At 63.1% G+C, this 22,724-nt stretch carries 18 protein-coding genes and 2 pseudogenes; 4 read left to right on the plus strand and 16 right to left on the minus strand.

Features of this window, described 5'->3' with window-relative positions:
• Nucleotides 1-18: 18 nt before the first annotated feature.
• The 8 genes from HWY30_RS32455 to HWY30_RS32490 form a co-directional block, all read right to left on the minus strand.
• Nucleotides 19-1,254 carry an aspartate aminotransferase family protein gene (locus HWY30_RS32455; protein ID WP_090804001.1) on the minus strand — a complete coding sequence of 412 codons (1,236 nt, stop codon included), beginning with the start codon at nt 1,252-1,254 and terminating at the stop codon, nt 19-21.
• Nucleotides 1,255-1,411: 157 nt separating this feature from the next.
• Nucleotides 1,412-2,455, minus strand: a complete 1,044-nt coding sequence (locus HWY30_RS32460; RefSeq protein WP_090803999.1) for a GlxA family transcriptional regulator — start codon at nt 2,453-2,455, stop codon at nt 1,412-1,414.
• A 28-nt stretch (nt 2,456-2,483) separates the two neighbouring features.
• Entirely contained in the window at nt 2,484-3,275 is a 792-nt protein-coding gene (locus tag HWY30_RS32465) for an ABC transporter ATP-binding protein (protein WP_090803998.1), read from the minus strand.
• Nucleotides 3,276-3,366: 91 nt separating this feature from the next.
• Nucleotides 3,367-4,080, minus strand: coding sequence for an ABC transporter permease (locus tag HWY30_RS32470; RefSeq protein ID WP_090803996.1), 714 nt, complete (start codon nt 4,078-4,080; stop codon nt 3,367-3,369).
• 5 nt (nt 4,081-4,085) lie between these two features.
• On the minus strand, nt 4,086-4,775 hold the full coding sequence (locus tag HWY30_RS32475) for an ABC transporter permease (protein ID WP_090805677.1): 690 nt from the start codon (nt 4,773-4,775) through the stop codon (nt 4,086-4,088).
• A 355-nt stretch (nt 4,776-5,130) separates the two neighbouring features.
• Nucleotides 5,131-6,084: a patatin-like phospholipase family protein gene (locus HWY30_RS32480; protein WP_090803995.1), complete on the minus strand. Its 954-nt coding sequence runs from the start codon at nt 6,082-6,084 to the stop codon at nt 5,131-5,133.
• Between the two features lie 59 nt (nt 6,085-6,143).
• Complete coding sequence (gene bamE / locus HWY30_RS32485; RefSeq protein ID WP_090803993.1) at nt 6,144-6,695, minus strand: outer membrane protein assembly factor BamE domain-containing protein; 552 nt, start codon at nt 6,693-6,695, stop codon at nt 6,144-6,146.
• Between the two features lie 561 nt (nt 6,696-7,256).
• Nucleotides 7,257-8,858, minus strand: coding sequence for a rhodanese-related sulfurtransferase (locus HWY30_RS32490; protein WP_090803992.1), 1,602 nt, complete (start codon nt 8,856-8,858; stop codon nt 7,257-7,259).
• A 325-nt stretch (nt 8,859-9,183) separates the two neighbouring features.
• Between HWY30_RS32490 and HWY30_RS32495 the strand changes: the two genes are divergently transcribed.
• Nucleotides 9,184-10,179: an LLM class flavin-dependent oxidoreductase gene (locus HWY30_RS32495; RefSeq protein ID WP_090805675.1), complete on the plus strand. Its 996-nt coding sequence runs from the start codon at nt 9,184-9,186 to the stop codon at nt 10,177-10,179.
• 126 nt (nt 10,180-10,305) lie between these two features.
• Here HWY30_RS32495 and HWY30_RS32500 read toward each other — a convergent pair whose 3' ends face one another.
• Entirely contained in the window at nt 10,306-11,097 is a 792-nt protein-coding gene (locus tag HWY30_RS32500; RefSeq protein ID WP_090803990.1) for an SDR family NAD(P)-dependent oxidoreductase, read from the minus strand.
• A gap of 357 nt (nt 11,098-11,454) precedes the next feature.
• Here HWY30_RS32500 and HWY30_RS32505 point away from each other — a divergent pair, with 357 nt between their 5' ends.
• A complete protein-coding gene (locus HWY30_RS32505; RefSeq protein ID WP_090803988.1) occupies nt 11,455-11,655 on the plus strand; it encodes a hypothetical protein in 201 nt (66 codons plus the stop codon).
• Nucleotides 11,656-11,706: 51 nt separating this feature from the next.
• Here HWY30_RS32505 and HWY30_RS32510 read toward each other — a convergent pair whose 3' ends face one another.
• Entirely contained in the window at nt 11,707-12,624 is a 918-nt protein-coding gene (locus HWY30_RS32510) for a LysR family transcriptional regulator (RefSeq protein ID WP_090805674.1), read from the minus strand.
• 129 nt (nt 12,625-12,753) lie between these two features.
• On the opposite strand from HWY30_RS32510, the gene HWY30_RS32515 reads away from it, so the two are divergent.
• Nucleotides 12,754-13,686 carry a DMT family transporter gene (locus HWY30_RS32515; RefSeq protein ID WP_090803986.1) on the plus strand — a complete coding sequence of 311 codons (933 nt, stop codon included), beginning with the start codon at nt 12,754-12,756 and terminating at the stop codon, nt 13,684-13,686.
• A gap of 159 nt (nt 13,687-13,845) precedes the next feature.
• Here HWY30_RS32515 and HWY30_RS32520 read toward each other — a convergent pair.
• From HWY30_RS32520 to HWY30_RS42025, 6 genes and pseudogenes are all read right to left on the minus strand, one after another.
• Nucleotides 13,846-14,111 (minus strand): annotated as a pseudogene (locus tag HWY30_RS32520) (alpha/beta fold hydrolase); the annotation flags it as partial.
• A 5-nt stretch (nt 14,112-14,116) separates the two neighbouring features.
• Nucleotides 14,117-16,378: a two-partner secretion domain-containing protein gene (locus HWY30_RS32525; protein WP_090803985.1), complete on the minus strand. Its 2,262-nt coding sequence runs from the start codon at nt 16,376-16,378 to the stop codon at nt 14,117-14,119.
• A 484-nt stretch (nt 16,379-16,862) separates the two neighbouring features.
• Entirely contained in the window at nt 16,863-17,192 is a 330-nt protein-coding gene (locus HWY30_RS32530; RefSeq protein WP_090803983.1) for a hypothetical protein, read from the minus strand.
• A gap of 598 nt (nt 17,193-17,790) precedes the next feature.
• Complete coding sequence (locus HWY30_RS32535; protein ID WP_090803982.1) at nt 17,791-19,398, minus strand: hypothetical protein; 1,608 nt, start codon at nt 19,396-19,398, stop codon at nt 17,791-17,793.
• 34 nt (nt 19,399-19,432) lie between these two features.
• Entirely contained in the window at nt 19,433-20,887 is a 1,455-nt protein-coding gene (locus HWY30_RS32540) for a flavin monoamine oxidase family protein (RefSeq protein WP_143037147.1), read from the minus strand.
• A 503-nt stretch (nt 20,888-21,390) separates the two neighbouring features.
• Nucleotides 21,391-22,131 carry a hypothetical protein gene (locus HWY30_RS42025; protein WP_090803979.1) on the minus strand — a complete coding sequence of 247 codons (741 nt, stop codon included), beginning with the start codon at nt 22,129-22,131 and terminating at the stop codon, nt 21,391-21,393.
• A gap of 224 nt (nt 22,132-22,355) precedes the next feature.
• Here HWY30_RS42025 and HWY30_RS32550 point away from each other — a divergent pair.
• Nucleotides 22,356-22,565 (plus strand): annotated as a pseudogene (locus HWY30_RS32550) (IS4/Tn5 family transposase DNA-binding protein); the annotation flags it as partial.
• Between the last annotated feature and the right edge of the window lie 159 nt (nt 22,566-22,724).

The following is a 22,724-nucleotide window of genomic DNA, read 5'->3' on the forward strand; positions in this document are numbered from 1 at the left end:
TGCGGGACCGCCTGAACATCAATGCGACGCCGCCTGGGCGTTCGCGCCGACGAGTTCGCCGAAGGCCGTCTCGAGACGCGCGAAGCCTGCGGCCATGTCGTCGAGCGGCATGATCAGCGACGGCACGAAGCGCAGCACGTCCGGACCCGCCATCAGCATGATCACGCCGTGCTGGCCGGCCGCGGTGACGAAGTCCTTCGCGCGGCCCCGGAACGTGTCGTTCAGTTCGGCGCCGATCAGGAGACCCTTGCCACGCACTTCGGTAAATAGCCCGAAGCGCTCGTTCAGTTTCGCGAGATGACCCTTCAGCACTTCGCTGCGCGAGCGTACGCCTTCGAGCAGCTTCGGGTCGCTGACGAGTTCGACCACTTTTTCCGCGATCGCCGAGCCGAGCGGATTGCCGCCGTAAGTCGTGCCGTGCACGCCGACCTTGAAGTGCGCGGCGAGCTCTTTGGTGGTCAGCATCGCGCCGATCGGGAAGCCGTTGCCGAGCGCCTTCGCGGTGGTCAGGATGTCCGGCGTCACGCCGGTGTCCTGGTACGCGTAGAAGAAGCCGCTGCGGCCCACACCGGTTTGCACTTCATCGAAAATCAGCAGCGCGTTGTGCTGGTCGCACGCTTCGCGCAGCGCCTTCAGGAACGCCGGATCGGCCGGGATCACGCCGCCCTCGCCCTGGATCGGCTCGACGATCACCGCGCAGGTCTGCGCGCCGATCGCCTTCTTCGCCGCTTCGATGTCGTTGTACGGCAGATGCGTGATGCCGGCCGGCACCGGGCCGAAGCCTTCCGAGTACTTCGGCTGGCCACCGACGCTGACGGTGAACAGCGTGCGGCCGTGGAACGACTGGGCGAACGAAATGATTTCATCTTTCTGCGCGCCGTGACGGTCGAACGCGACCCGGCGCGCGAGCTTCAGCGCGGCCTCGTTCGCCTCGGCGCCCGAATTCGCGAAGAACGCGCGGTCGGCGAACGTGAGGCTTTCGAGGCGCTTCGCGAGGCGCAGCACCGGCTCGTTCGTGTAGCCATTGCCGATGTGCCACAGCTTGCTGCCCTGCTCATGCAATACCTTCAGCAGCTCGGGATGCGCATGACCGAGCGCGGTGACGGCGATGCCGCCGGCGAAGTCGATGTAGTCGCGGCCTTGCGTGTCCCACACGCGCGAGCCGAGACCGCGATCCGGTACGAAGGCGGCGGGGGCAAACACCGGCACCATGACTTCGTCGAAGGTCTCGCGTGTCACAGTCAGGTCGTTCATGGCAATTCCTTTTACGGGTGACAGGTAATACAGCTAGTGTAGGAAACCGCGCGCGGCACGTCTTGCGCATACGCGACGCTTTCTATGAGGTTCCGCGCGTCGCGGCTGTCGAGCTTTGCGCTGAACTTGCCGCGGTTTCGCTTTCAGATGGCTTGCATCAATCGAGCTCGGGCCGCTCGATCAGCGCGGCCGGCCGCGGCTCGCTCGCGCCGCCGTGCGCGCCGCTCTGGCGGTCGATCCAGTTGCGGCGATCCTCGCGCGGGGTGACGCCGAAGCGCTCCCGATACGCATTCGAAAAGTGCGCCGCCGACGCAAACCCGCATGCGAGGCTGATCTGCACGACGGATTTGCTGGTGCGCTGCAATTGCGTGCGCGCCTTCGACAGCCGCAGCCCCAGATAGTATTTGGACGGCATCGAGCCGAGATACTGGCGAAACAGGCGCTCGAGCTGCCGCCGCGAGACGCCGACGAAGCCGGCGATTTCATCGGTGGTCAGCGGGTCCTCGATATTGGCTTCCATCAGCAGCAGCGCGTCGTTCAGGCGCGGGTGGCGCTCGCCCGGCGCGGTCACGAACGGAATGCGCTGACGCTCCTCGCCCGCGCGCAGCACGCCTACGCCGAGCGTATCGGCGATGCGCTCCGCGAGTTCGGGCCCGTGCTCGCGGCCGATCATCGCGAGCATGAAGTCGACGGTCGCCTGGCCGCCCGCGCAGGTCGCGCGATCGCGATCGATTTCGAAGATCTGCTGCGTGACGATCGAGCGTTCGAACTGTTCAGAGAACTGCTGATAGGTTTCCCAGTTCACGCTGACGCGATAGCCGGACAGCTGCCCCGCCATCGCGAGCCACCACACGCCGTGGTGGATACCGGTGACGAGCGGCGTACGCTGACCGACGCGCGCGAGGCTCGCGAGAAACAGCCGGTAGTCGGCGAACTGCTGGAACCGCTCGCTGACGATGATCAGCCAGTCACACGCGATCGCGTCGCCGAACGCGGCATCGGCCGGCCATTGCGCGCCGCCCGCGAGCGGCACCGCGCGGCCGTCCCACGAACATACCTGCACGCGATACAGCGCACGGCCGTCGATTTCATTGGCTAGACTGAGCGCGTCGACGATCGGCCCGACGCCCGACATCGACACGGGCGGCAGTGCCACGATCGCGACCTGGGTCGTGCGAGCCGGGGTGGACGTGCGGGCCATCGGGTGTCCGTGAAAAGCGAGCCGCGCGTTACTTGAGGCTGCCGGACAGGAACTGCTTCAGGCGCTCGCTGCGCGGCGCGCTCAGCACCTCGGCGGGATTGCCCTCTTCCTCGGTGCGGCCCTGGTGCAGGAACATCACATGGTTCGACACATTGCGCGCGAAGCCCATTTCGTGCGTGACGACGATCATCGTGCGGCCTTCTTCGGCGAGCTTCTGCATCACCTTCAGCACTTCGCCGACCAGTTCGGGGTCGAGCGCGGAGGTCGGTTCGTCGAACAGCATCACGTCCGGGTCCATCGCGAGCGCGCGCGCGATCGCGACACGCTGCTGCTGGCCGCCCGACAGATGCGACGGATACTGCTTCTCGAGACGCGGCGCCAGCCCGACCTTCTCCAGATACTCGCGCGCCCGGTCCTCGGCCTCCTTGCGCTTCAGACCGAGCACATGAATCGGCGCTTCGATCACGTTCTCGAGCACGTTCATGTGCGCCCACAGGTTGAAGTGCTGGAACACCATCGCGAGCTTCGTGCGGATGCGCTGAAGCTGCTTGTGATCGGCGACTTCGAGATTGCCGGCGCGATCGGTCTTCGTCTTGACCGCTTCGCCGTCGACGATGATCTGCCCGGCGTTCGGCCGCTCGAGAAAATTGATGCAGCGCAGGAAAGTGCTCTTGCCCGAGCCGCTCGCGCCGATGATGCTGATCACGTCGCCCTTGTTCGCGTTGAGCGACACGCCCTTGAGCACTTCGTTGTCGCCGTAGCTCTTGTGGATGTCCTGTACGGCGAGCTTGCAAGCTTCGGTTTGAGTGGTATGGAGCAAGATGCTCTCCCAGTGAGAATACGGATCGGTCTGGTGCGGACGCCGCCCTGCCGAAGCTCGAGGCGCCCGATGCTATGTCGTCAACGCGCGCTCAGTGCGTACGCACCGCGAGATGCGCGAGCCAGCGACGCTCGGCGCGCCGGAACAGCGCGACGAGCGCGAACGACACCATGAGATAAATCAGCGCCGCGAGCCCGAACGCGTTGAACGACTGGTAGGTCGCCGAGTTCGCGTCGCGCGCGACCTTCAGGATGTCGGGCACCGTGGCCGTGAACGCGACCGTAGTCGCATGCAGCATCAGGATCACTTCGTTACTGTACAACGGCAACGCGCGGCGCAGCGCGGACGGTATCACAATGCGCCGGTACATCGTGAACGCGCTCATGCCGTAGGCACGCGCCGCCTCGACTTCGCCGTGCGAGGTCGAGCGGATCGCGCCCGCGAAAATCTCGGTCGTGTACGCGCAGGTGTTCAAGGCGAACGCGAGGATCGCACAGTGAAAGCCGCTGCGAAAGAACGCGTCGAGCAGACTGTGCGAACGCACGAACGCGAGACTGTACACGCCGGTGTAGATCAACAGCAGCTGGACGTAGAGCGGCGTGCCGCGAAATACGTAGGTGTACAGACGTACCGGCGTCGACAGCCAGCGCTTCTTCGACACGCGCGCAACCGCGAGCGGCACGGCGCACACGAAGCCGATCGCGATCGACGCGACCAGCAGCCACAGCGTGACCGCAAGACCCGACAGGCGTTGCCCGTCCCAGAACAGATACGCCTTCCAGAATTGATTGAGGATGTCGATCATGACGCTCAGAGCTCCGCGTGTCGCACGCCGATCGAATAGCGGCGGTTCAGCCAGATCAGCACGAGGTTCGATACGGTGGTGATCGCCAGATAGATCAGCGCGGCGACGAGAATGAAGAAGAACATGTTGAAGGTGCTTTTGCCCGCGTCCTGCGCGGCCTTGACGACGTCGGCGAGACCGATGATCGACACGAGCGCGGTGGCCTTCACGAGCACCTGCCAGTTGTTGCCGATGCCGGGCAGCGCGAAGCGCATCATCTGCGGGAACAGGATGCGCGTGAACACGCGCACGCCGCTCATGCCGTACGCGCTGCCCGCTTCGAGCTGGCCGCGCGGCACCGCGAGAAAGGCGCCGCGAAACGTCTCGGTGAAATACGCGCCGTAGATGAAACCGAGCGTCAGCACGCCGGCCACGAACGGATCGATGTCGATCTGCTCGATGCTGAACATGTCGGTCAGATCATTGAGCCAGATCTGGATGCTGTAGAACAGCAGCAGCATCAGCACGAGGTCGGGCACCGAGCGGATCAGCGTCGTGTAGCCGGTCGCGATGACCCGCAGGGGCCGGTTGAACGAGAGTTTCGCCGCCGCGCCCGCGAGGCCGAGCAACACAGCGGCCGCCAGCGACAGAACGGACAGCTCGATCGTCTGGAGCGTGCCGGCGAGCAGCACGGGACCAAAGCCGTATAGGAACACGCGTGTCTCCATCCAGGTTCGTAGAATTGGCGCGGATGGCGGCGGCTTCATGGGCTGCTCGCTGCTCCGGCATGGCGCGGAGTCTCGCAAGCTGAAATCAATTTCTCAAATACCCGGCGGGTGGTTTGCTGCGACGCAACATGACACTTCGACGCACGACGGAACCCTCGTAGCGCTTGGTTTCACGGCGGTTATCGTGTTGTCGGGCGCGCCGCGCGCGCCTGGCCGTGCGGCGATTTCGCAAGTTTCGGGTCGCTTTTTCGATAGGCCGCGCCGACGGCGGTGGCACCGCCCGATCGCGTCGCGCCGTTGCATCAGCGCGTTCACGCCGGCTCCGACGCCTGACAGCTCGCGCTCAGTCGAGCCCGAGCCGCGCGCGAATCGCCGGCAGCATCTGCTCGACCGCCTCGCGCCCTTCCTCGATGGCTGGCGCCGCACGATGAAAATCAAAGATGCCCATGCCGCCGAGACGCGGCTGGATCAGGATATCGGCCGGTTCGCCAGCGAGCCGGCTGCGCGTGATGCGCACTTGCATGATGTCGATGCTTTGCGCGATCGAGCTCAGCATCGACGGCACCTGCGCGCTTGGCTTCGGCGGCACGCGCACGTCGTCGGTGGCGCTCGCCTCCGCCGGCGCGAGCCAGCGCGGCCATGGCTTGCCGTTGCGGCGCAGCGCGACGGGCGGCGGTGCGGTGGGATCGAGCGCGGGCGTTTGAATGACCGGGCCGCCGAAATCGCGGCCGTTCAGGATGTCGTTGTTCAGATCGATCGCGATCACGCAGTCCGCGCGCATGCCCCGCGCGACCGACACCGGCACCGGATTGCTGAGCCCGCCGTCGACGAGCCACACGCCGTTGTGCCATACCGGCGTGAAGATGCCCGGAATCGCAATCGACGCGCGCACCGAGTCGATCGTGCTGCCGTCCTGCAGCCAGATTTCGCGGCCGGTGTCGAGTTCGGTCGCGACCGCCGCGAACGGCATGTGCAGTTGCGCGATCGAGCGGCCGGCGAATTTGTCGGCGAATAGCTGGATCACCTTGCGCCCGCCAAGCAGGCCGCCCGAGATGCGCAGATCGAGCAGCCGCACCACGGTCTGCCACGTGAGACGCGACACCCACTCCTCGAGCCAGTCGAGATCGCCGTTCGCATAGACCGCGCCGACCAGCGCGCCGATCGACGTGCCGCACACGACGTCGGGCCTGATGCCCGCGTCTTGCAGCGCGCGAATCGCGCCGATATGCGCCCAGCCGCGCGCGGCGCCGCCCCCCAACACCAGCCCGATCCGGCTGTATCGACGTCGACGTATCATGCCTACCCCGCTTTTTCGGCCCGCTTATCCGGCCGTCTTCTGATCGACATTGCCCCCGCCTATCGCCCGCGGATCACGTCCGAGCGTGACGTGGTGTACACCCTCTGGTTCCGGTCGAAGTGAACGTTGAAGATGCCTTCTTCGGTCACGCCGCCCTCGCGCCATTTCCAGCTCCACACGGTTTCCGGCTTCAGCGGAAACACCGCCACCTGTCCAGGCTTGCCAAGCAAGCGCCGCACCTCGTCCTCGGTCATGCCCGAGCGAACCTGCGCGAAGTTGTCCGCGGTCAGCACCTGCGTGATCGCCTGCAGCTTGCCGTCGCGATCGATGTCGACCATGTAGGTGTTCAGGCCTTGCGGGCCGCGCGGATATTCGAAGCGCTTCGAGCCATCGGTGAAGGTGCGCGTGGTCTCGGGCTTGCCCATCTGCGCGAGGATTTGCGCTTCGGTCGTGACGCCCGGCGTCATGTTCTTGAGCAGCAACGCGTCCGGTTTGACGGCGTTGAAAAAGTCCTTGAGTTTTTGCACGGCTTGATCGCTCTGCTGTTGGTCGCAGCCGGTCAGCGCAAAGCACGCTATCAGTAGCGTGACGCCCAGCGGTTTGAGGCTCACTTCGGTTCCTGTCCGGATGTGTGGGATCTGTCGTCGCGGCGCCTGGCCGGTCTGTAGTGTGTACTACAAGGATAACCGCGCACGGAGAAAACCGCGAGCAACGCAGGCGGGTCGGGTGCGGCGACGCACGCAACGTGTTGCGCGTAGCGCTAATGGATCGGCTGAGATCGGCTGAGATGGGCACGCCAAAAGCAAAAAGGCGACGCTGTGTACAGCGTCGCCATGTCGGTCGATAGGATCAACCGGAAGTGACGGCGGTTCATTGGCCGCCTTGCGCGAAGCACCGCGGACGACGCGCAGCGGTCTGCTCCAGACGAAGCGATGAGCAACCTTGGCTACTCACCTTGCGCCATCGCCGAATGACAAACCGCTGCCTTTTATGGCCGCCCTGGTCCCTCGAAAAGCCTTCCAGATGCCGCTAATCTAAACGCATCGGAGGCTTTCGACGAGAGCGCGTTTACACCGAATCGGCAGAAGATTCGCGTGGCGCAAGAGGGGTGCCGGATGGCCGGCCCCCGGATCGCCGGCCGCCGGATGGCCGGCCCCCGGACGGCCGGCCCATCAAATCACACGAAAGCCGTGCGTGCCGTCGCGCGCAAGTTGCGCGACGAGCCCATGCTCCCACTCCAGATACGCGCTCATCGCTTCACGCGCGTTCTCGGTGCCCTCATACGGCCGCTGATAACGATCGATCCGCGGCGACGCCATCCGCGTGCCGCCCGACTCCACGGGCAAGCCCGCGTCGATCCACGCGATCGTGCCGCCGCGCAGCACCTGCACCGGCCGCCCGGTCGCCGCGGCGAGCTCCGGCGCGACGAAGCGCGCGAGCACGTCGCTGCCGCACGTGAGCACATAGCGCTTCGCGTCGGGCAGTGTGCGCAGCGCGTCGGCGAGCTGACTGCGGATCACGAACCACGCGCCCGGAATATGCCGCCTCAGATAGTGCGTGCTGCTCGTGAAGTCGAGCACGACGGTTCCCGTCGACTGCAGCAGCGCGGCGAGCTCGGCCGGCGCGATGTCGTCGACGTCGGGCGGCGTGACCGCGTTGCGCGCCAACGGCGCCATGCCCTTCTCGGCGAAATCGGCCGCCGTCAGGCCATCGACCACGTACACCTCTACGTTCATCTGCGCGAGCCACGATGCGGTCATGTTCGCGCGCACACCGTCGCTGTCCGCGAGGATCACGCGCGCGCCGCGCACCGTCACGAACAGGTCGGTTTCCTGCACGAGCTGGCCGCCCGGCGCGCTGCGAAAACCGGGAACGTGGCCCGCCTCGTATTCCTCGGGGTTGCGAACGTCGAAGCGATAGACGGTACGCATCGCTTCGTCGGCCCAGCGGCGCGCTTCGTCGCGCGACGTGCGGCGCACGCGCGCCCGGTCGGCAAGCGCGCGCGCGCCGTCTGCCGCGGCGAGACGGGAAGCGTCGTCGACCGCGCCTTCGACACGCCGCGCGCTGCCGTGCGCGAGCGGTTGACCGGCGAGCGTCCAGCCCATCGTGCCGTTGCGCAGCGCGGCCACCGGATTCGGCACGCCCGCGTTGATCAGCGACTGCGCGCCGATGATGCTGCGCGTGCGCCCCGCGCAATTGACGATGATGCGCGTGGCCGGATTCGGCGCGAGCTGCCGGGCGCGCAGCACCAGCTCCGCGCCCGGCACGCTGATGCTGCCGGGGATGTTCATGATCTGAAACTCGTCGAAGCGGCGCGCGTCGAGCACCACGACATCGGCCTCGCGATCGAGCAGCGCCTGCACCTGCTGCGCGGACAGCGACGGCGTATGACGCACGCTTTCGACCAGTTCGCCGAACGCCTTGCTCGGCACGTTGACATCCTTGAACAACTCGCCGCCCGCTTCGCGCCAGCCTTGCAGGCCGCCTTCGAGCAAGGCGACGTTGGTATAGCCGAGTTCGGCGAAGCGCTCGGCCGCACGCCTCGCGAGGCCTTCGCCGGCATCGAACACGACGATCGGCACGGCCGGGCGAGGCAGCCGCAGCGGCGCGTCGAGTTCGAGCCGCGACAGCGGCAGATTGGCGGCGAACAACGGATGACTGCGCGCGTGCGGATCTTCCTCACGCACGTCGACGAGCGCGATCTCCTCGCGGTCGAGCAATGCATGGGACACGTCTTGGAATGACCGGGTACGAAACTCTTTGACGACATTCATGGGATCGGGAACTCCTTCGCTACATTCCGGATGTCCGGCAACGGGTCGCGTCACCGCACCGATACTTAACCGTACACTCGAATTCCGATCGGCGCACGGTCACTCGCTGGATTGCATATTCGGGCGCACTGCGAATGCGAAGCACCGCCGCGCGAACACGCTACGCATGCGCAATTTCCGCGCCATGGGTCGCGCCTCAGCGCGCCTCATCGGTCCTGCCGACCCTTCGGTCGACAGGGGCATCGCCGCGCCGCCAGCAGAAAAGGCGCCGCTTTGCCACAATGCCCCATCGCGCGAAAGCGCCGCCCATCGCAATCAACAGACAATGATCCCCTTCTCGGTTCTCGATCTTTCGCCGGTCACCGCGGGTGCCACGCCGGCTGACGCGTTCAGGAACACACTGTCACTCGCGCAGCACGCGGAAAAGCTGAACTACAAGCGTTACTGGCTCGCCGAGCATCACAACATGACCGGTATCGCGAGCGCGGCGACCTCGGTCGTGATCGGCTACGTGGCCGGCGGCACGAAGACGATTCGCGTCGGCTCCGGCGGCATCATGCTGCCGAACCATGCGCCGCTCGTGATCGCCGAGCAGTTCGGCACGCTCGCGTCGCTGTATCCGGGGCGGATCGATCTCGGCCTCGGCCGCGCGCCCGGCACCGATCAGACCACCGCTCGCGCGCTGCGCCGCGATCTCCAGGCGAGCGCCGAAACCTTCCCCGACGACGTCGTCGAATTGCAACGGTATTTCGCCGAGCCGGTCGCGGGTCAGCGCATTCGCGCGGTGCCGGGCGCGGGCCTGAACGTGCCGCTGTGGCTGCTCGGTTCGTCGCTGTACAGCGCGCAACTGGCCGCGGCGCTCGGGCTGCCGTTCGCGTTCGCGTCGCACTTCGCGCCCGATTACATGATGACCGCGTTGCAGGTGTATCGCACGCAGTTCCGGCCGTCCGCGACGCTGGCGAAGCCCTATGCGATGGTCGGCGTCAATCTGTTCGCCGCCGACACGAACGACGAAGCCGCACGCCTGTTCACGTCGCTGCAGCAGCAGTTCATCAATCTGCGGCGCGGCACGCCGGGACAATTGCAGCCGCCGGTCGAGCGGCTCGACGCGTCGGAGATGGAGTTGAACAACGTCGCGCGTGCGCTCGCCTGCACGGTGCTCGGCGATCGCGACGCAATCCGCGAAGGTCTGCAATCGATCATCGAGCAGACCGGCGCGAACGAGTTGATGCTGACCGCGCAGATTTACGATCACGCCGCGCGGCTGCGCTCGTTCGAGATCGGCGCCGAGGTGCGCGATGAAATGATGGCGGCCAGATAAGCGGTTCGCGAACCGATCGGCGGACACGGCGACGCACGAAAAAAGGGCGGCTCATGGCAAGCCGCCCTTGTCTTTGCACTGAATTGGGGCCGGTCGTGCGAGAAGCCGGTCCGATGCCTTCGGGGTCTAGAAGGCGCTTTTTATAACGCCCCCGTCGGCCCGCAACGCGGCTCCCGTCGTGGCCGACGAAAGCGGACTGGCGATATAGGCCACGAGCGACGCGATTTCCTGCGGCGAACCAAATCGCTTGATGAGCGAGGTGGGACGGACCTTCTCGAAGAACTCTGTTTCGAACGCTTCAAACGATTTGCCGTCGGCCTTGGCAAGGGTCTCCACGAATTCACCCACTCCCCGCGATTTCGTCGGCCCCGGCAGCACGCTATTGACTGTAATGCCCGTGCCGGCAACCGCTTCGGCGAGCCCCCGCGAGACCGCCAGCTGCGCGGTTTTCGTCATCCCGTAGTGGATCATTTCAGCGGGAATCTGCACTGCGCTTTCGCTCGAAATGAAAATGATGCGCCCCCAGTTGGCCTGCCTCATCGCAGGCAAAAACAGGCGAGCGAGGCGTACCCCACTCAAGACATTGACGTCGAAGAACCGCTGCCAGTCCGCATCGGGGATCTCTTCAAACGGCTTGGGCTCGAAGATGCCCAGGTTGTTGACCAGAATTTCCACGTCCGGATAGCGTCGCGCGAGCTCTTCTGCTGAAGCGGCGGTACTGAGATCGCCCGCAAATCCCTGCACGTCGCTGCCCGTCTGCGCTTTCAGCCGCGCGACCACGTCGTCCACAGATGACTGGGCGCGGCCGTTCACGATCACACGAGCGCCCTCCTGCGCCAACGTGGTGGCGATAGCGAGACCGATGCCGGCTGTGCTGCCGCTCACCAGTGCGAGCTTGCCTGTCAGGTTCAGGTCCATGGGTGATTTCCTTTCAATGGATGAATTAAAAACGGCGACATCGGAACTTGAACGTCGGATGCCGCCAGGAGGTCCACGTACGTGTAATCGATGCGCCACCATCGACCAGTGAGGCGGTTCGGTCAAGAACGCCTGCGATTCGTTGCTGTTGTAGGAGAAGGAAAACAAGGCCATGTCAGCGATTTTCCAACTTCGTTTGGCTAAGTGATGGTGGCGCCCAAACTCGCATCATCGCGATTCACTGGGGATGCGCGCTCCGCGCAGATCACGCCCGGATGGCATGACATGTGCGTTGTGTGCTGCAAGCAGCCGGCCGCTTAAATGTTTGTACAACCCTCTTGTTCAAGGAGACACATCATGAACACGCTGACCATCGACGACATCCAGAACGCTGCAGAACTTGATCACCAGGAGATGACCAGAATTCAAGGCGGCCGGATGAAACTACCCGGCCAGCACATCGGCTCGATCCTCACGTCCGCTGATGGCGACCCTGTCGGCGTCTATGTAGACGGCGTGCTGCAAAACTCGGTCACCGACGGCTTCTACCACGGCTGACAGCAAAGGAGGCGCGCAGCCCTGCGCGCCTGATGCCGTCGGTGTGGCAGCCTACCTGTCGTGGAGCTGGCTCACCAGGTAATCGATGAGCGCACGTGCTCGAGACGGTAAAAAACGACTCGACGGATAAAGCAGCCAGACCGGTCCCATATATGTACGGGCCTCGAATTCCCAGTCGGTCAGCACCCGGACTATGTCGCCCCTCGAAATCGCCTGGGCAGCAGCAAAATCGGGCAAGCTCGCAATGCCCAGGCCATGCAGCGCAGCATCCAATCGCGCGCCCGCATCATTGGCGATGTATCGCCCCTTCACTTCGACCGACTGTGTCTCAGAGTCGCGGCGGAAATGCCATCGATTGTCGTCGACCGTCTCCCCTAGATACATGCATGCATGCCGAGCAAGGTCGTGCGGCTCGGCCGGGGTCCCCCGTTCCGCGAGATAGGCAGGTGACGCGCATAGAACCCATTTGACCGCTCCAAGTCGCCGGGCAGCAAGGCCTGGCGGAGGCGAACGCGTGAGTCGGATCACCATATCGACATCGTCACGTAGCGGATCGACTTCGTGGTCGGCAAAGACCAGATGGACATCCGCGTCGGGCCACATGCGCAGAAATTCAGGAACAAGCGGATGGATGACAGATCTCGCAAATGAAATCGGCGCACTGATGCTGACCTTGCCTCGCGGATCACCCGTCACTTGTCCAGCGACGTCGACGGCACCCGACGCTGCGCCGACCATATCCCGGCAATACCGGTAGATCTGCGCGCCTGAATCCGTCAAACGGATGCTACGGGTCGAGCGCTCAAGCAACCGCGTGCCAAGCGAATCCTCAAGGCGCTTGATCTGCCGACTGACAGTCGACGGTGTACTGCCCAGTTGCCGCGCGGCAATGGAGAAGTTGCCGGCGTCGACGACCCTCGCAAACGTCGCCATGTCGGGTAGCAACGCAAAGAGTTCATTGGGATTCATCGCGACCCTCGCACCCGCACCAGTCATTTGTGCATCTCAAACATAAAAGATGTTCCACTGACCCGGATTATATTTGTCAATGCAATACCAGACAATTTGGGCCGTTCGAATGAAAACAGAAGGTCCGTCATGTCGAAGCAAAAGAGCGCGTTGTGGATATCCGACCTCATGCTGCTTGCGGTCGCGATGGTGTGGGGCACCAGTTATGGGGTCGTGAAAGGCGCGCTCACGATCTATCCCGTGCTCGGTCTGCTGGCGTTGCGCTTTGGGCTGACGTTCCTCGTGTTGTCGCCGGCGTTGCGCTCGCTGCGACACGTCAAAGCGTCCGCCTTGCTGGGTGCGCTCGGCTCCAGTGCAATCCTGCTCGGCATCTTTTTGGCCGAGACTTTCGGGATAGCGCACACACGCGCGTCGAATGCGGCGTTCCTTATCAGTCTGTGTGTCGCGCTTACGCCGCTGGTCGAATGGGTGTTGCTACGACGAAAGCCGTCGAGTGGCGAATGGATCGCCGTGGGCCTGTCGCTGACGGGCGCCGCGTTCGTGAGCGCAGGCGTGATCATTCCGACCGCGGGCGACGCGCTGATTCTTCTTGCGGCGTTACTGCGTGCGCTGATGGTGTGCGTGACCAAGCGTGTGATGCGCGAATCGGAACTTGCTCCGCTGTCGGTGACGGCGGTCCAGGCAGGCGTCGTTGCATTGGGCAGTGTCCTGGCGGCGTTCGTGCTGCCGTCACAACATTGGGATGCGCTGCCGTCGCTCAGTGGGCACGGTGACTTCTGGGCGAGCATCGCTTACCTCGTGCTCGCCTGTACGTTGTTCGCTTTCTTCGCACAGAACTTCGCCGTCAAGCGCAGCAACCCAACGCGCGTCGCTTTGCTGATGGGAAGCGAGCCCGCGTTCGGCGCGCTATTCGCATACGTATGGCTCGGTGAGCATCTTTCTGGCTGGGCATGGTTTGGCGGAGGTCTGATGGTACTTGCATCGGTGCTGGCGGCGGTTCCGTTTAAAAGGGACGCCAACGCGGCGCTTGAAATGCATCCCGCCACTTCGGTCGGCGGTTAGGCTGCCTTCAGGGCGCAAGCAGTTCCTGGCCGACTAGAGCCTGTCCGCAAGCGTCCTCCGTGGAAATCCGCGAAGGGCCATAAAGTAGCTACCAGGACGTTTCGCCTGGCGGTGAACGACGCAGGAGTACGGTAGCGGGACAGAAGGCCCTTTGAACGCTCAACGATTGGTCGGCACCGCCGCCAGTCCCTCCAGCAGTGCCTGATGAAACGCTTCCGGGTCCTGCATCTGCGGCGAGTGACCGAGCCCCGCGAACTCGACCAGCGTCGCATGGGGAATCGCCTTCGCGGCCGCGCGGCCCAATTTAGGGTAATGGCCGAGCTTCGCGCGCACCTCGGGCGGCGAGGCGTCCTTGCCGATCGCCGTCGTGTCTTCTGGCCGATCAGCAGCAGCGTCGGCATGCTGAGCTGGCCCAGCTCATAAATATGGCTCACTGCCCGGTGACTTGCCAGGTCAGGACGGGGTGCGTGGCCCCGGGCGGCATCGTCCAGGCGCCACTCGGACCGAAGTCCCAGCCGACAAAACTCGCCGGGGCGCTCATCTGGGCGGTAGTGAGCCCGTTCGATGCTGGCAGGTTGCCGCCACTCGACGACTGTCCCGTTGTCTGTACGTTCCAGTAGACGTCGTTGCCGAGACCACCGCAACTGGCGCAGACACCGCCTACCAGCCCCGATACCGACCCCACGGGACCCGACACAAAGGACTGTGTGATCGTTCCGCCGTTGTACGCGACGAGTCCTCCCGCTGGGCCGTGCGAGCTGATTCCGGAGACTCGGCTGATGGAGTATGACTCGGTGATCGTACCTTCGTTAAGGATAACCAGCCCAGCGACAGAACCGTCGGCCGTAACCGTCGCGCTGCTGCCCGAGCGCGCGATCAGCCCGTAGTTAGTGGCGACAAGCCCGGCGAATGAGTCGCCTGCATCACTGGACTGTGAGGTAATGGCCCCGGATGTAAAGACGTTGGCCACCGTGCCGTGATTGCTGGTGGCCAATATTGCGGTCCCGTCAAAAAAGAAAACCGTTGTGCCGACCTTCGAGTTGACGTTCACGTCGCGCACGACACCCTTCGCCCCAATATCGTTAAAAACCGCGTCGAAACGCGGAGAGATGTTGGAAATCGTATGCCACATACCGTCGAACTGACCCGTGAACGGCGTGGCGGAAGAGTAACCGAGCGTTGTGAACGCGGAATTGCTAGCATCGATGTCCTTGCCGAGTGCGTAGTTGCCGGCAAGATCGTTCTCGATGCTCTGCAGGTCCGTGACCGAATTGACGAGTTTATAGCCGGTTATCTGCGTCACAAGCCCGCTGTAGAGCGGCACGCTCCAGGCCGCATTGCCGACAAGCGTGCCGGGGCTGTAACTGCCGTTCATATCGTAGAGCGTGCTGACGATGCCCGTACTTTTCGACCAGTCGATGGTGCCATTGTTGATGACGCTGCCGCCGTTATCGATGCCCGAAGCGTCGGAGCGCAAGGCCAGATTGCCCGCACCATTGTTCGCTATCGTCGTGCCCGTCGTCACGGAGACGTTGTGGTACGCGGCAAGCGTGAGCGAAGCCGGACCGCTCCAGCTCAGGCTCGAAGCAATGCCCAGGTCGCCCGTTGCGCCGTTCGCGCCTGTGGTCGTGACATCGATCGACGTGCCGGCGTTCAGGCTGCGCTGCAACGCGCGCGCGGCGGCATCATCGATCGTGAAAGCCGGCGTCAAAAGGTTCCATTGGCCCGCGTGAACGGCTGCATGCCTGCCGAATGCGAGTTGCGCCGCTTGCGTGTCGACCGTTCCGCCGCTGCCATCCGCGTTGCTCGCGGAGATCTTGCCGAGTTGACTGACACGGCCGCCATCGGCGACGAGCCACACGTGACCGTCACGATCCGCCGTGCCCGTCGCGCGGATGCGCGTGCCGCCGCCAGCGAGCGCGTAGACATTGCCGTCGGCGGCCTGCAGGCTGACCTGCGCGGCCTTTATGTGCCCTCTATTGACCACGGTGCCCCGACTGCCCATCTGCACGAATACCTGTCTGTTGCTGCCCGAGTCCTGTAACAACACCTGTTCGCCTGCAGCCAGTTCGGCCGTACCGTTGGGCGCTGTGATAGTGCCCGCGTTGATCACGGCGTGTCGCGCAATCAGGAACACATCGCCGCTGCTCGAACTGATCTTGCCGAGGTTGATCACGCTTGCGTTCGGGTCGCCCGACAACGTGAGGGAACCACCGCCCTGCATGAACGCGGAGTCGCAGACATCGAGCGTTGACGCGACGAAACGGCCACCGGTGCTGATCACGCCCGATGGCCCCACGACGATGCCTTGCGGATTGATCACATACAGACTCCCCGTTGCACTGAGCCTGCCGAAGATGGCGGACGGCGAGCCGCCCGTCACGCGGTTCAGCGTCGCCCCCGAGCCGTTGTCGAACGTCACGCTGTTGTTCCTGCCGATCGAAAAACTGTTCCACTCGATCACGCCGCGCGTCGACCCCGGTTGCGTGATCACGAGGCCGTTGGCCTGGCTTGCTATCGCGCCCGTGCCGGCCACGTAAGTGCCGCCTTGTGGAAGAGTGCCCGCTGCGAGCGCCGCATGTGCAAAGGACAGACCGGTGAGCGAACTGCCGATGACGAGCCACATGCGTGCGTTTGACTGCCGACGACGCAGTGCGCGTCGCGTGCGCCGAGGTAGTTCTGGACGTGACATACACCCCCTTTCCGCGTGGGGCGCGGAATGGCTGCCGACGACCCGCAGAGCCGGCCGCAAACGCAATAGTCGCAGCGTCTGAAGAATAGCCGCTGGCGTCGCCGACGCATGCCGATATCTCTGCGTTTTGCGCCTTCTTCGCCTTTTATTCTGTGCGCTGTGGCCGCCTGGCGTGTACCGGCATCTCCGGATGCTTTTACGAATTCAACGCGAAACTGCGCCACGACGCGACCGGGTTCTGCCAGTCGCCTGTGACACGTGCTGTGGACAGCCTATGGCGATGGACGATACCGGCGCTCGTGTCCCAAAGACCAAGGACCGTTTGCAATGCGGAGCCGACGTCTGAACGTCTGTCTAACGGGAGGGGCAAATGACGCTTGATGGCCGGTACTGACCGTGCTACAGGTGATTCTGCGGGCGTATCTCGCCGTTGAAAACATTATCTGAGGGACGCAGCTACTACAGCGTCAAGGCGTGCGAGTCTTCAGTGCGACTTTTCCGCCTTTTTCCCCTCGTCTGCTGTACGTAGTGCGGCGTTAGCTGTGACCAGCAGTTTCGCATCGTGGTCCTGGACTGCAGCGTCAACCGTGTCGAACGCTTTCTTCAGATCCTTTTGTGCCAGCTTTGTCGCGCTTCCATTTTCCAAAATGGTTTCCGCTTCCTTTCTCAGGCGCTTAACTAGTTTCGCGGCGCATCTGGTGTCGAGCGTCCCATTGATGACGAACTCACTGATGTATTTCGCCAGCGCGGCCAGCGTCGCAGCGGTCGACTCATTCGCGCCGCTCTTACCGCTCGTTTCGGACTTCTTGCTCATCAGGACTCTCCCGTTAGGACACACTTCCGCAATGCAGGACCAGCGCTACGCTCACGGTCGGTGTCGCATGAAATGGTGACAGATTTCGAGCGAAAATAAGACGGTTTTTTTGGATGAAGAGGCGCTGTCATATCGCAACGTTCGGATATCGGTCGATTGTTGCCGCGTGGGGCTATGGGCGCGGTACCGCGGGGTGAATTTTGGTTTGCTACAGAATTGCTACAGCTGGAGTGAGCCGCTATATCTGGCGGGCCTTGGGCTTGTCATTCCACCCTCTGAACTATCGCCCACGTGAAGGGGCAAAGTAACTTTGAACGTCCCAGTTCGACCGAGGCTGTGTGAAAACACACGCCGAACGCTCCCATCGGAAAACTCGACCCTTCAGATCGTCCTGTGTTGGCTTGAATGCAATTCGGGAAGGGTAAAGCGACACCCGAAAACCGAGCAGTTTCGCGTTTCCACACAGCCTCGACCCTCTCCGGTCATACGCGGCTTCGCTAGTACGGACGACCGCTCGTTTGGATATAGCGGTCGTCCAATCGTTGTCACGGCGCCGCCGGGTGATGGCGCCCGTGCCGGCATGAACGGAGAGCGTGCCTCAGTGCAACGGAACCGTCGCATAGTAATCGCGGACGATATCGGGGAAACAGCACGCGCTGAGGTACCGTTCGACTTTGCGCTCGAGCAAGACGCGGCCGGCTAGCCCGGGAAACTCGTCTAGCATGCTCTTCATCAGATCGCATGCTTTCGGCGCAACGCTGAACGCGGGCTCTCCCTCACGACAACCGGTATCGTCGAGCGCGCTAACATAGCGGAACGTGAAGGCATCCCAGCGCTTGTCGCGACAAACGTCGGCGAGCACGGCCAGCGCCTTTCTTGCGACCTGTTTCTTGAGCAGCAGGTAGTTGTCGCCATTGGCGATGTTCGCATGCTCGAAGAACGGCAGCAGACCACGCCAAACCTGCGCCTTGGTCCCCGAGAGGCCTGGGGTCCCCTTCGGGACGCGCGGCCAGAGCGCGTCGCCGTCTTTGTCGCAGATCACGAACAGAATCCAAACGTAGGCCGAGAAATAGCGGGGAGTCGATGCCCCACCGTCCGGTCGCGGCGCGATCGGCTCGTCCAGGCATTCAAGCAGCAGCCTGCTGCGGTTCCCGTCGGCATTCGAATGGTGACGCTGGGCATCGGGCAGGATCGCGTCGTGCGAATCCCAGCGCAACCGCCCGGTCACCGAGGTCTGGAACGCCAGCGGGCTGGCACCGTTCTGCGAGCGCTTGTTGACGGACCGCTTCAGATATTCAATGGCCCACGCGCCGTCGTCGGATTTTGACGCGAACAACGGAATCGAGACATCCTCGTCGCCGTACCCGAACTGGAACCCGACTTTTCCTCTCCACCGCGAGCACGTGCAAATCGGAATACTCGGCCCCCACGCCAGCCAGCAGATGAACTGAAACGCCTGGAGTTCACGTAGATCAACCGAGCCGTGCTCGCCGTCGTCCAGTTCCCCAAAGTGGTGGAAGGGATCGGTCATGGCGCGGCCATAGTCCAGGATGGCTGGCTGCCACTCCTCGTTCAGTTCCGGCAACAGCCCGGCGACGAGATAGTGCGCCGCCAGAAAGCCCTCGATGACGACGACGGGCACTAGAAACTGGGTGGCGCGTTCGTCCGTAACACGGGCGGGCTTGTGCTTCCCCAGGGCTCTGAAGTAGTCGGCAATCTCGTCCTTCTTGTCGTAGATCTCGCCGATGGTATTGACGACGACCGGCTCGACGCGCACGTCCACGGGGGCCCTATGCTTGCGCCGCAGTAAATTGCGCTTATCCGGATCGTCCGCCAACAGGATGTAGACTTCGATGCCGAGTCTCACACGCTCGAACAGATCGAAGCCGTTGCGCTGCCGCGGCAGGTACTCAAGAAAGCTCAGGAGCGCGTTCAACTCCGAGTTCACCTTGCCAAGGAAAATTGAGTCCCTCAGCAGGCAAAACGCCGACCACATCTCCGTACGCCTAAAGGCCCACGAGACGGCCAACAGCACGATCGCCGCCGCGACCACCACAAGAAAATACATCTCGATCGTTTGGATCTTAAAGAAATCGGTGAGCAGCGCCACAAGTGCGCTCAGCAGGCCGGCCAACCCGATGCCCAACGACACGATCTGAAACTCGCTCTTGTCCCAAAAGCGCTTCTGCTCTGCTTCGCTCTTCATTCCCGCCCCCGTATTGGCGTCCGATACGCGTCGCCTAACGGATCCGCTGCAAGATTGCATCGGCCGCGCGCCACCCCGTCTCCACCGCGCCGTTCATGAAACCCTGAAACGCCGCGCTGCAGTGTTCGCCAGCGAACTGAAGATTGCCAACTGGCTCGAACTCGGCGCCCGCGAGCGTCGTCCATTGCTCGGGCCGGTAGCACGAATAGGCGCCGCGCGAGAACGGGTTCGCGGTCCAGCCAGTATGCGCCGACACGCCGCTGTAGGCCTGCGCCATTCCGGCAAAGAGACCGTCGGCAGCCCCGACGTAGGCATGAGCCACCGCAGCGGGATCGCGCGCGCCCAGACGCACGGCCTCGGCACCGCCGAGATAGAACGTATAGGCACCCCCGGGCGCGCGCTGCAATCGGCCCGAATCCCAGCCGGTCTGGAAGGCGCAGTCTGAATAAGCGTCGCCGTTGCATTCTTGCGCGCGCCAAAGCGGCGTCTTGACGCCGACGATCACCTTCTCGTTGGCGCCATAGCCAAGATGGTCGATCGCGCGTCGTTTCCAGGGCGGCAGGGCGGCGGGTAACTCAATCGCCCGCAAGACGGTAAACGGCACGCACAGCACTACGAAGTTGGCCTTGACTGAGCGGATGCCGCCTGCGGTGCCGAACTCAAGGCGGTACCCGTCGAGTGTCGGGCGCAACGCGAGCAACGTGTGCTCGAATCTGACCGCATCGCCGAGCCGCGTCGCGAGCGCTCGGGGCAACAACTCGTTGCCACCGGCAATCTTGTAGCGCTGATCGCTGCTACCGAAAATCTGGAACCCGTTGGACAAATCCAGGGACAGCATCTTCAGCAGGTTCAGGCACGATTGCTCGCCGGTATCGAGACCGTATTCGGTTGCATAGGCCACGTCGAGCAGTTGCCGCACCCAGCCGGTCATCCCAATGCGATCGAGGTATTGCTCGATCGACACGGCGTCGAACGCGGCGTCGACCGGCGAGTGATGACTGTGCGAGATCATGTCGGACAGCTGCCGCGCGTCGTCGCTCATGCGCCGCGCGAACGGCTCGAGCGCCTCTATGACATCGGCGTTTGAATAGCGCCGGCCGCCGAAATGGTAGATCGGCGTCAGCGCGCTTTCGTCAGGAATGGCCGTATCGATCAGGGGCAGGCGAAACTCGCGCACGAGGCTGAGCAACTCGGCATGCGTGCTGTCGATGAACTCTGCGCCGAGTTCGGAGACAATCTCCGGCGACACGAGCCCGCGCGCCGATTGCACGCGCCCTCCCACGCGCGAGCTGGCCTCATAGATCGTGGCGACAATGCCGGCGCGCGCGAGCCGCCATCCTGCCGCGAGCCCGGCCAGCCCCGCGCCGACGATGGCGACGCGCGCCGTCGAACGTGCAGCGGCCTCGCCTCGCGCTTGAGCGTCGGCGTGGATGTCCGGCCGCCCCCGTGGCAACGCCGCGCCCCCGGCCGAGCGATGCGCCAGCCTCATGCCAGCCGCACCGCTCGCGCCGCATGCGTAACCGGCGCGGCGCAGCACAGCGTCAACGTTGCCGCGAACAATGAGGTGTTTCCCACGTGCCGTCCTGGCCGGGCGGCGGTACTCGTATGTGCGTCCTGCCTCATCCCGGTTTGCTCCGTTCGTGCGTCAGCATCTCAGCAAGGATAGACAATTGCCGTTGGCGATTTCTAACTTTCTGCATCGTCTGCGCGGTTTGCCACACACATAGCAACGCCGTAGCGCTAAGGGAACGCCGATTTCGGCATTTCCTTGCTTCTTCGTGCGCGATCGACCGGTGATACCAAGACGGCGCGGCCTGATCGGCCCGGCTGCGCCTGACCGGTCGCGGCGCACGTTGTGCCACTGTCTGGGCCGAACGCAATCCGACATGAAACGGCCGACGCGGTTGGTCATCGATCGTTTGCGTTGGGTAGTAGTCGACCCAAACTGGCCAGATGGCGCATTTGATACCCGCCGTTAAACGGAGCTATACGTTACGCGCTCACCTGACGAAGCTTGTTCGCAAGCGTACCAACCAGACTCTCAATGCCTTCGCCATTCGGTAGGTACTTCAGAATTCGATGGTGCGCCATGTCAAATGGAACGTCGTCGAGAGATTGAGAGATCGGAACGACATGCTTGCCTAGAGTGTGAGCGATCCCGGTTTCGTACATCACGTTTGGATTCTTTCCAGTGAAATCAACAACCACGACATGTGCCCTGAAAATCAAATTGAAAATGTCTTGAATTACGGTGCTTTCCTCCCAGATGTCGTCCACCCGGAAGCAGCGATACCCCGCATCTGCGCAAGCACGACGAATTCCTTCGTGCACTGCGGTAAACGCAGCGTTGAACGGCATCATTACGGCAACCAAGTCGGTTTCTATGGTTGTGTTTTCCGGGACCTGGAAGACGTTCGGAGCGAAGGTAATCTTCCGTTCGGATGGCTTGGCGGACACGAATTGGCTTTCCTCGGGATATTTCTCGGCTACGTGCTTCTCGAAAATCTCAAAGGCATCCTCGTCCTGTTCTGCAATCTTCTTGATCATCGTGAGTGCATTTCCTGCGTAATCTTCGTCGCCCCAAGCGAGACTACGCAATAGGCGCGGGTGCTTAGAAATTTGGTCAGAAAAGCCCGTAAGAAGACCGACTTCCTCCCAATCCCCAGCATTGAAATCCGCGACGACCTTCTCTCGTAGCGCGAGAATTCTCTTTCCAAGCCCGAAATCAACCATTGGCGGCAACCTATGTGTAACGCATATTAACGCATCAATTATGCCGCCCGAATCCGCCATCCGACAACGAAAGTGCCTCAGCCGGGTACGTATAACCATAGCGTTATACACATCTCGCTGCGGCAGCCGCCCGCGCCAGCAAGCCGTTTACATTCAATGACTTGAAAGCCGTGCTTGTAAACTTTGGCCGGATCGCGTCTACTCTCGTAATTTGGGCGGACGCGGTGACGAAGGCGGCACAGCAGTGGATCGAGCAGGAATTTGCGGGGCTGGACCTTGGCGACGCCCGCCTGGACAGGAGGGCAAAGAAATTGATGGAACGACTTGCGGCCAATCCGACGGCCAGTATCCCCCAGGCGTGCGATAGCTGGAGCGAGACGTGCGCAGCGTACCGTTTTTTGCGCAATACGGATGTGGCCTGGGAAGCCATCCTGGAGCGAATGGCACTTACTTAAGCCCGTGGAGCGTGCCCATATTTTTGGACGCGCTCACGTGCGATGTGACGAGGCTCTTTCAGCCATGGGTAGGACTTCGGTCTTCGTTTGCGCATTCGTGGTTCGATGCGACCGGGGCGACTCCCAACGCAAGACTGC

Source organism: Paraburkholderia tuberum STM678, assembly GCF_902833905.1.
Lineage (GTDB): Bacteria > Pseudomonadota > Gammaproteobacteria > Burkholderiales > Burkholderiaceae > Paraburkholderia > Paraburkholderia tuberum.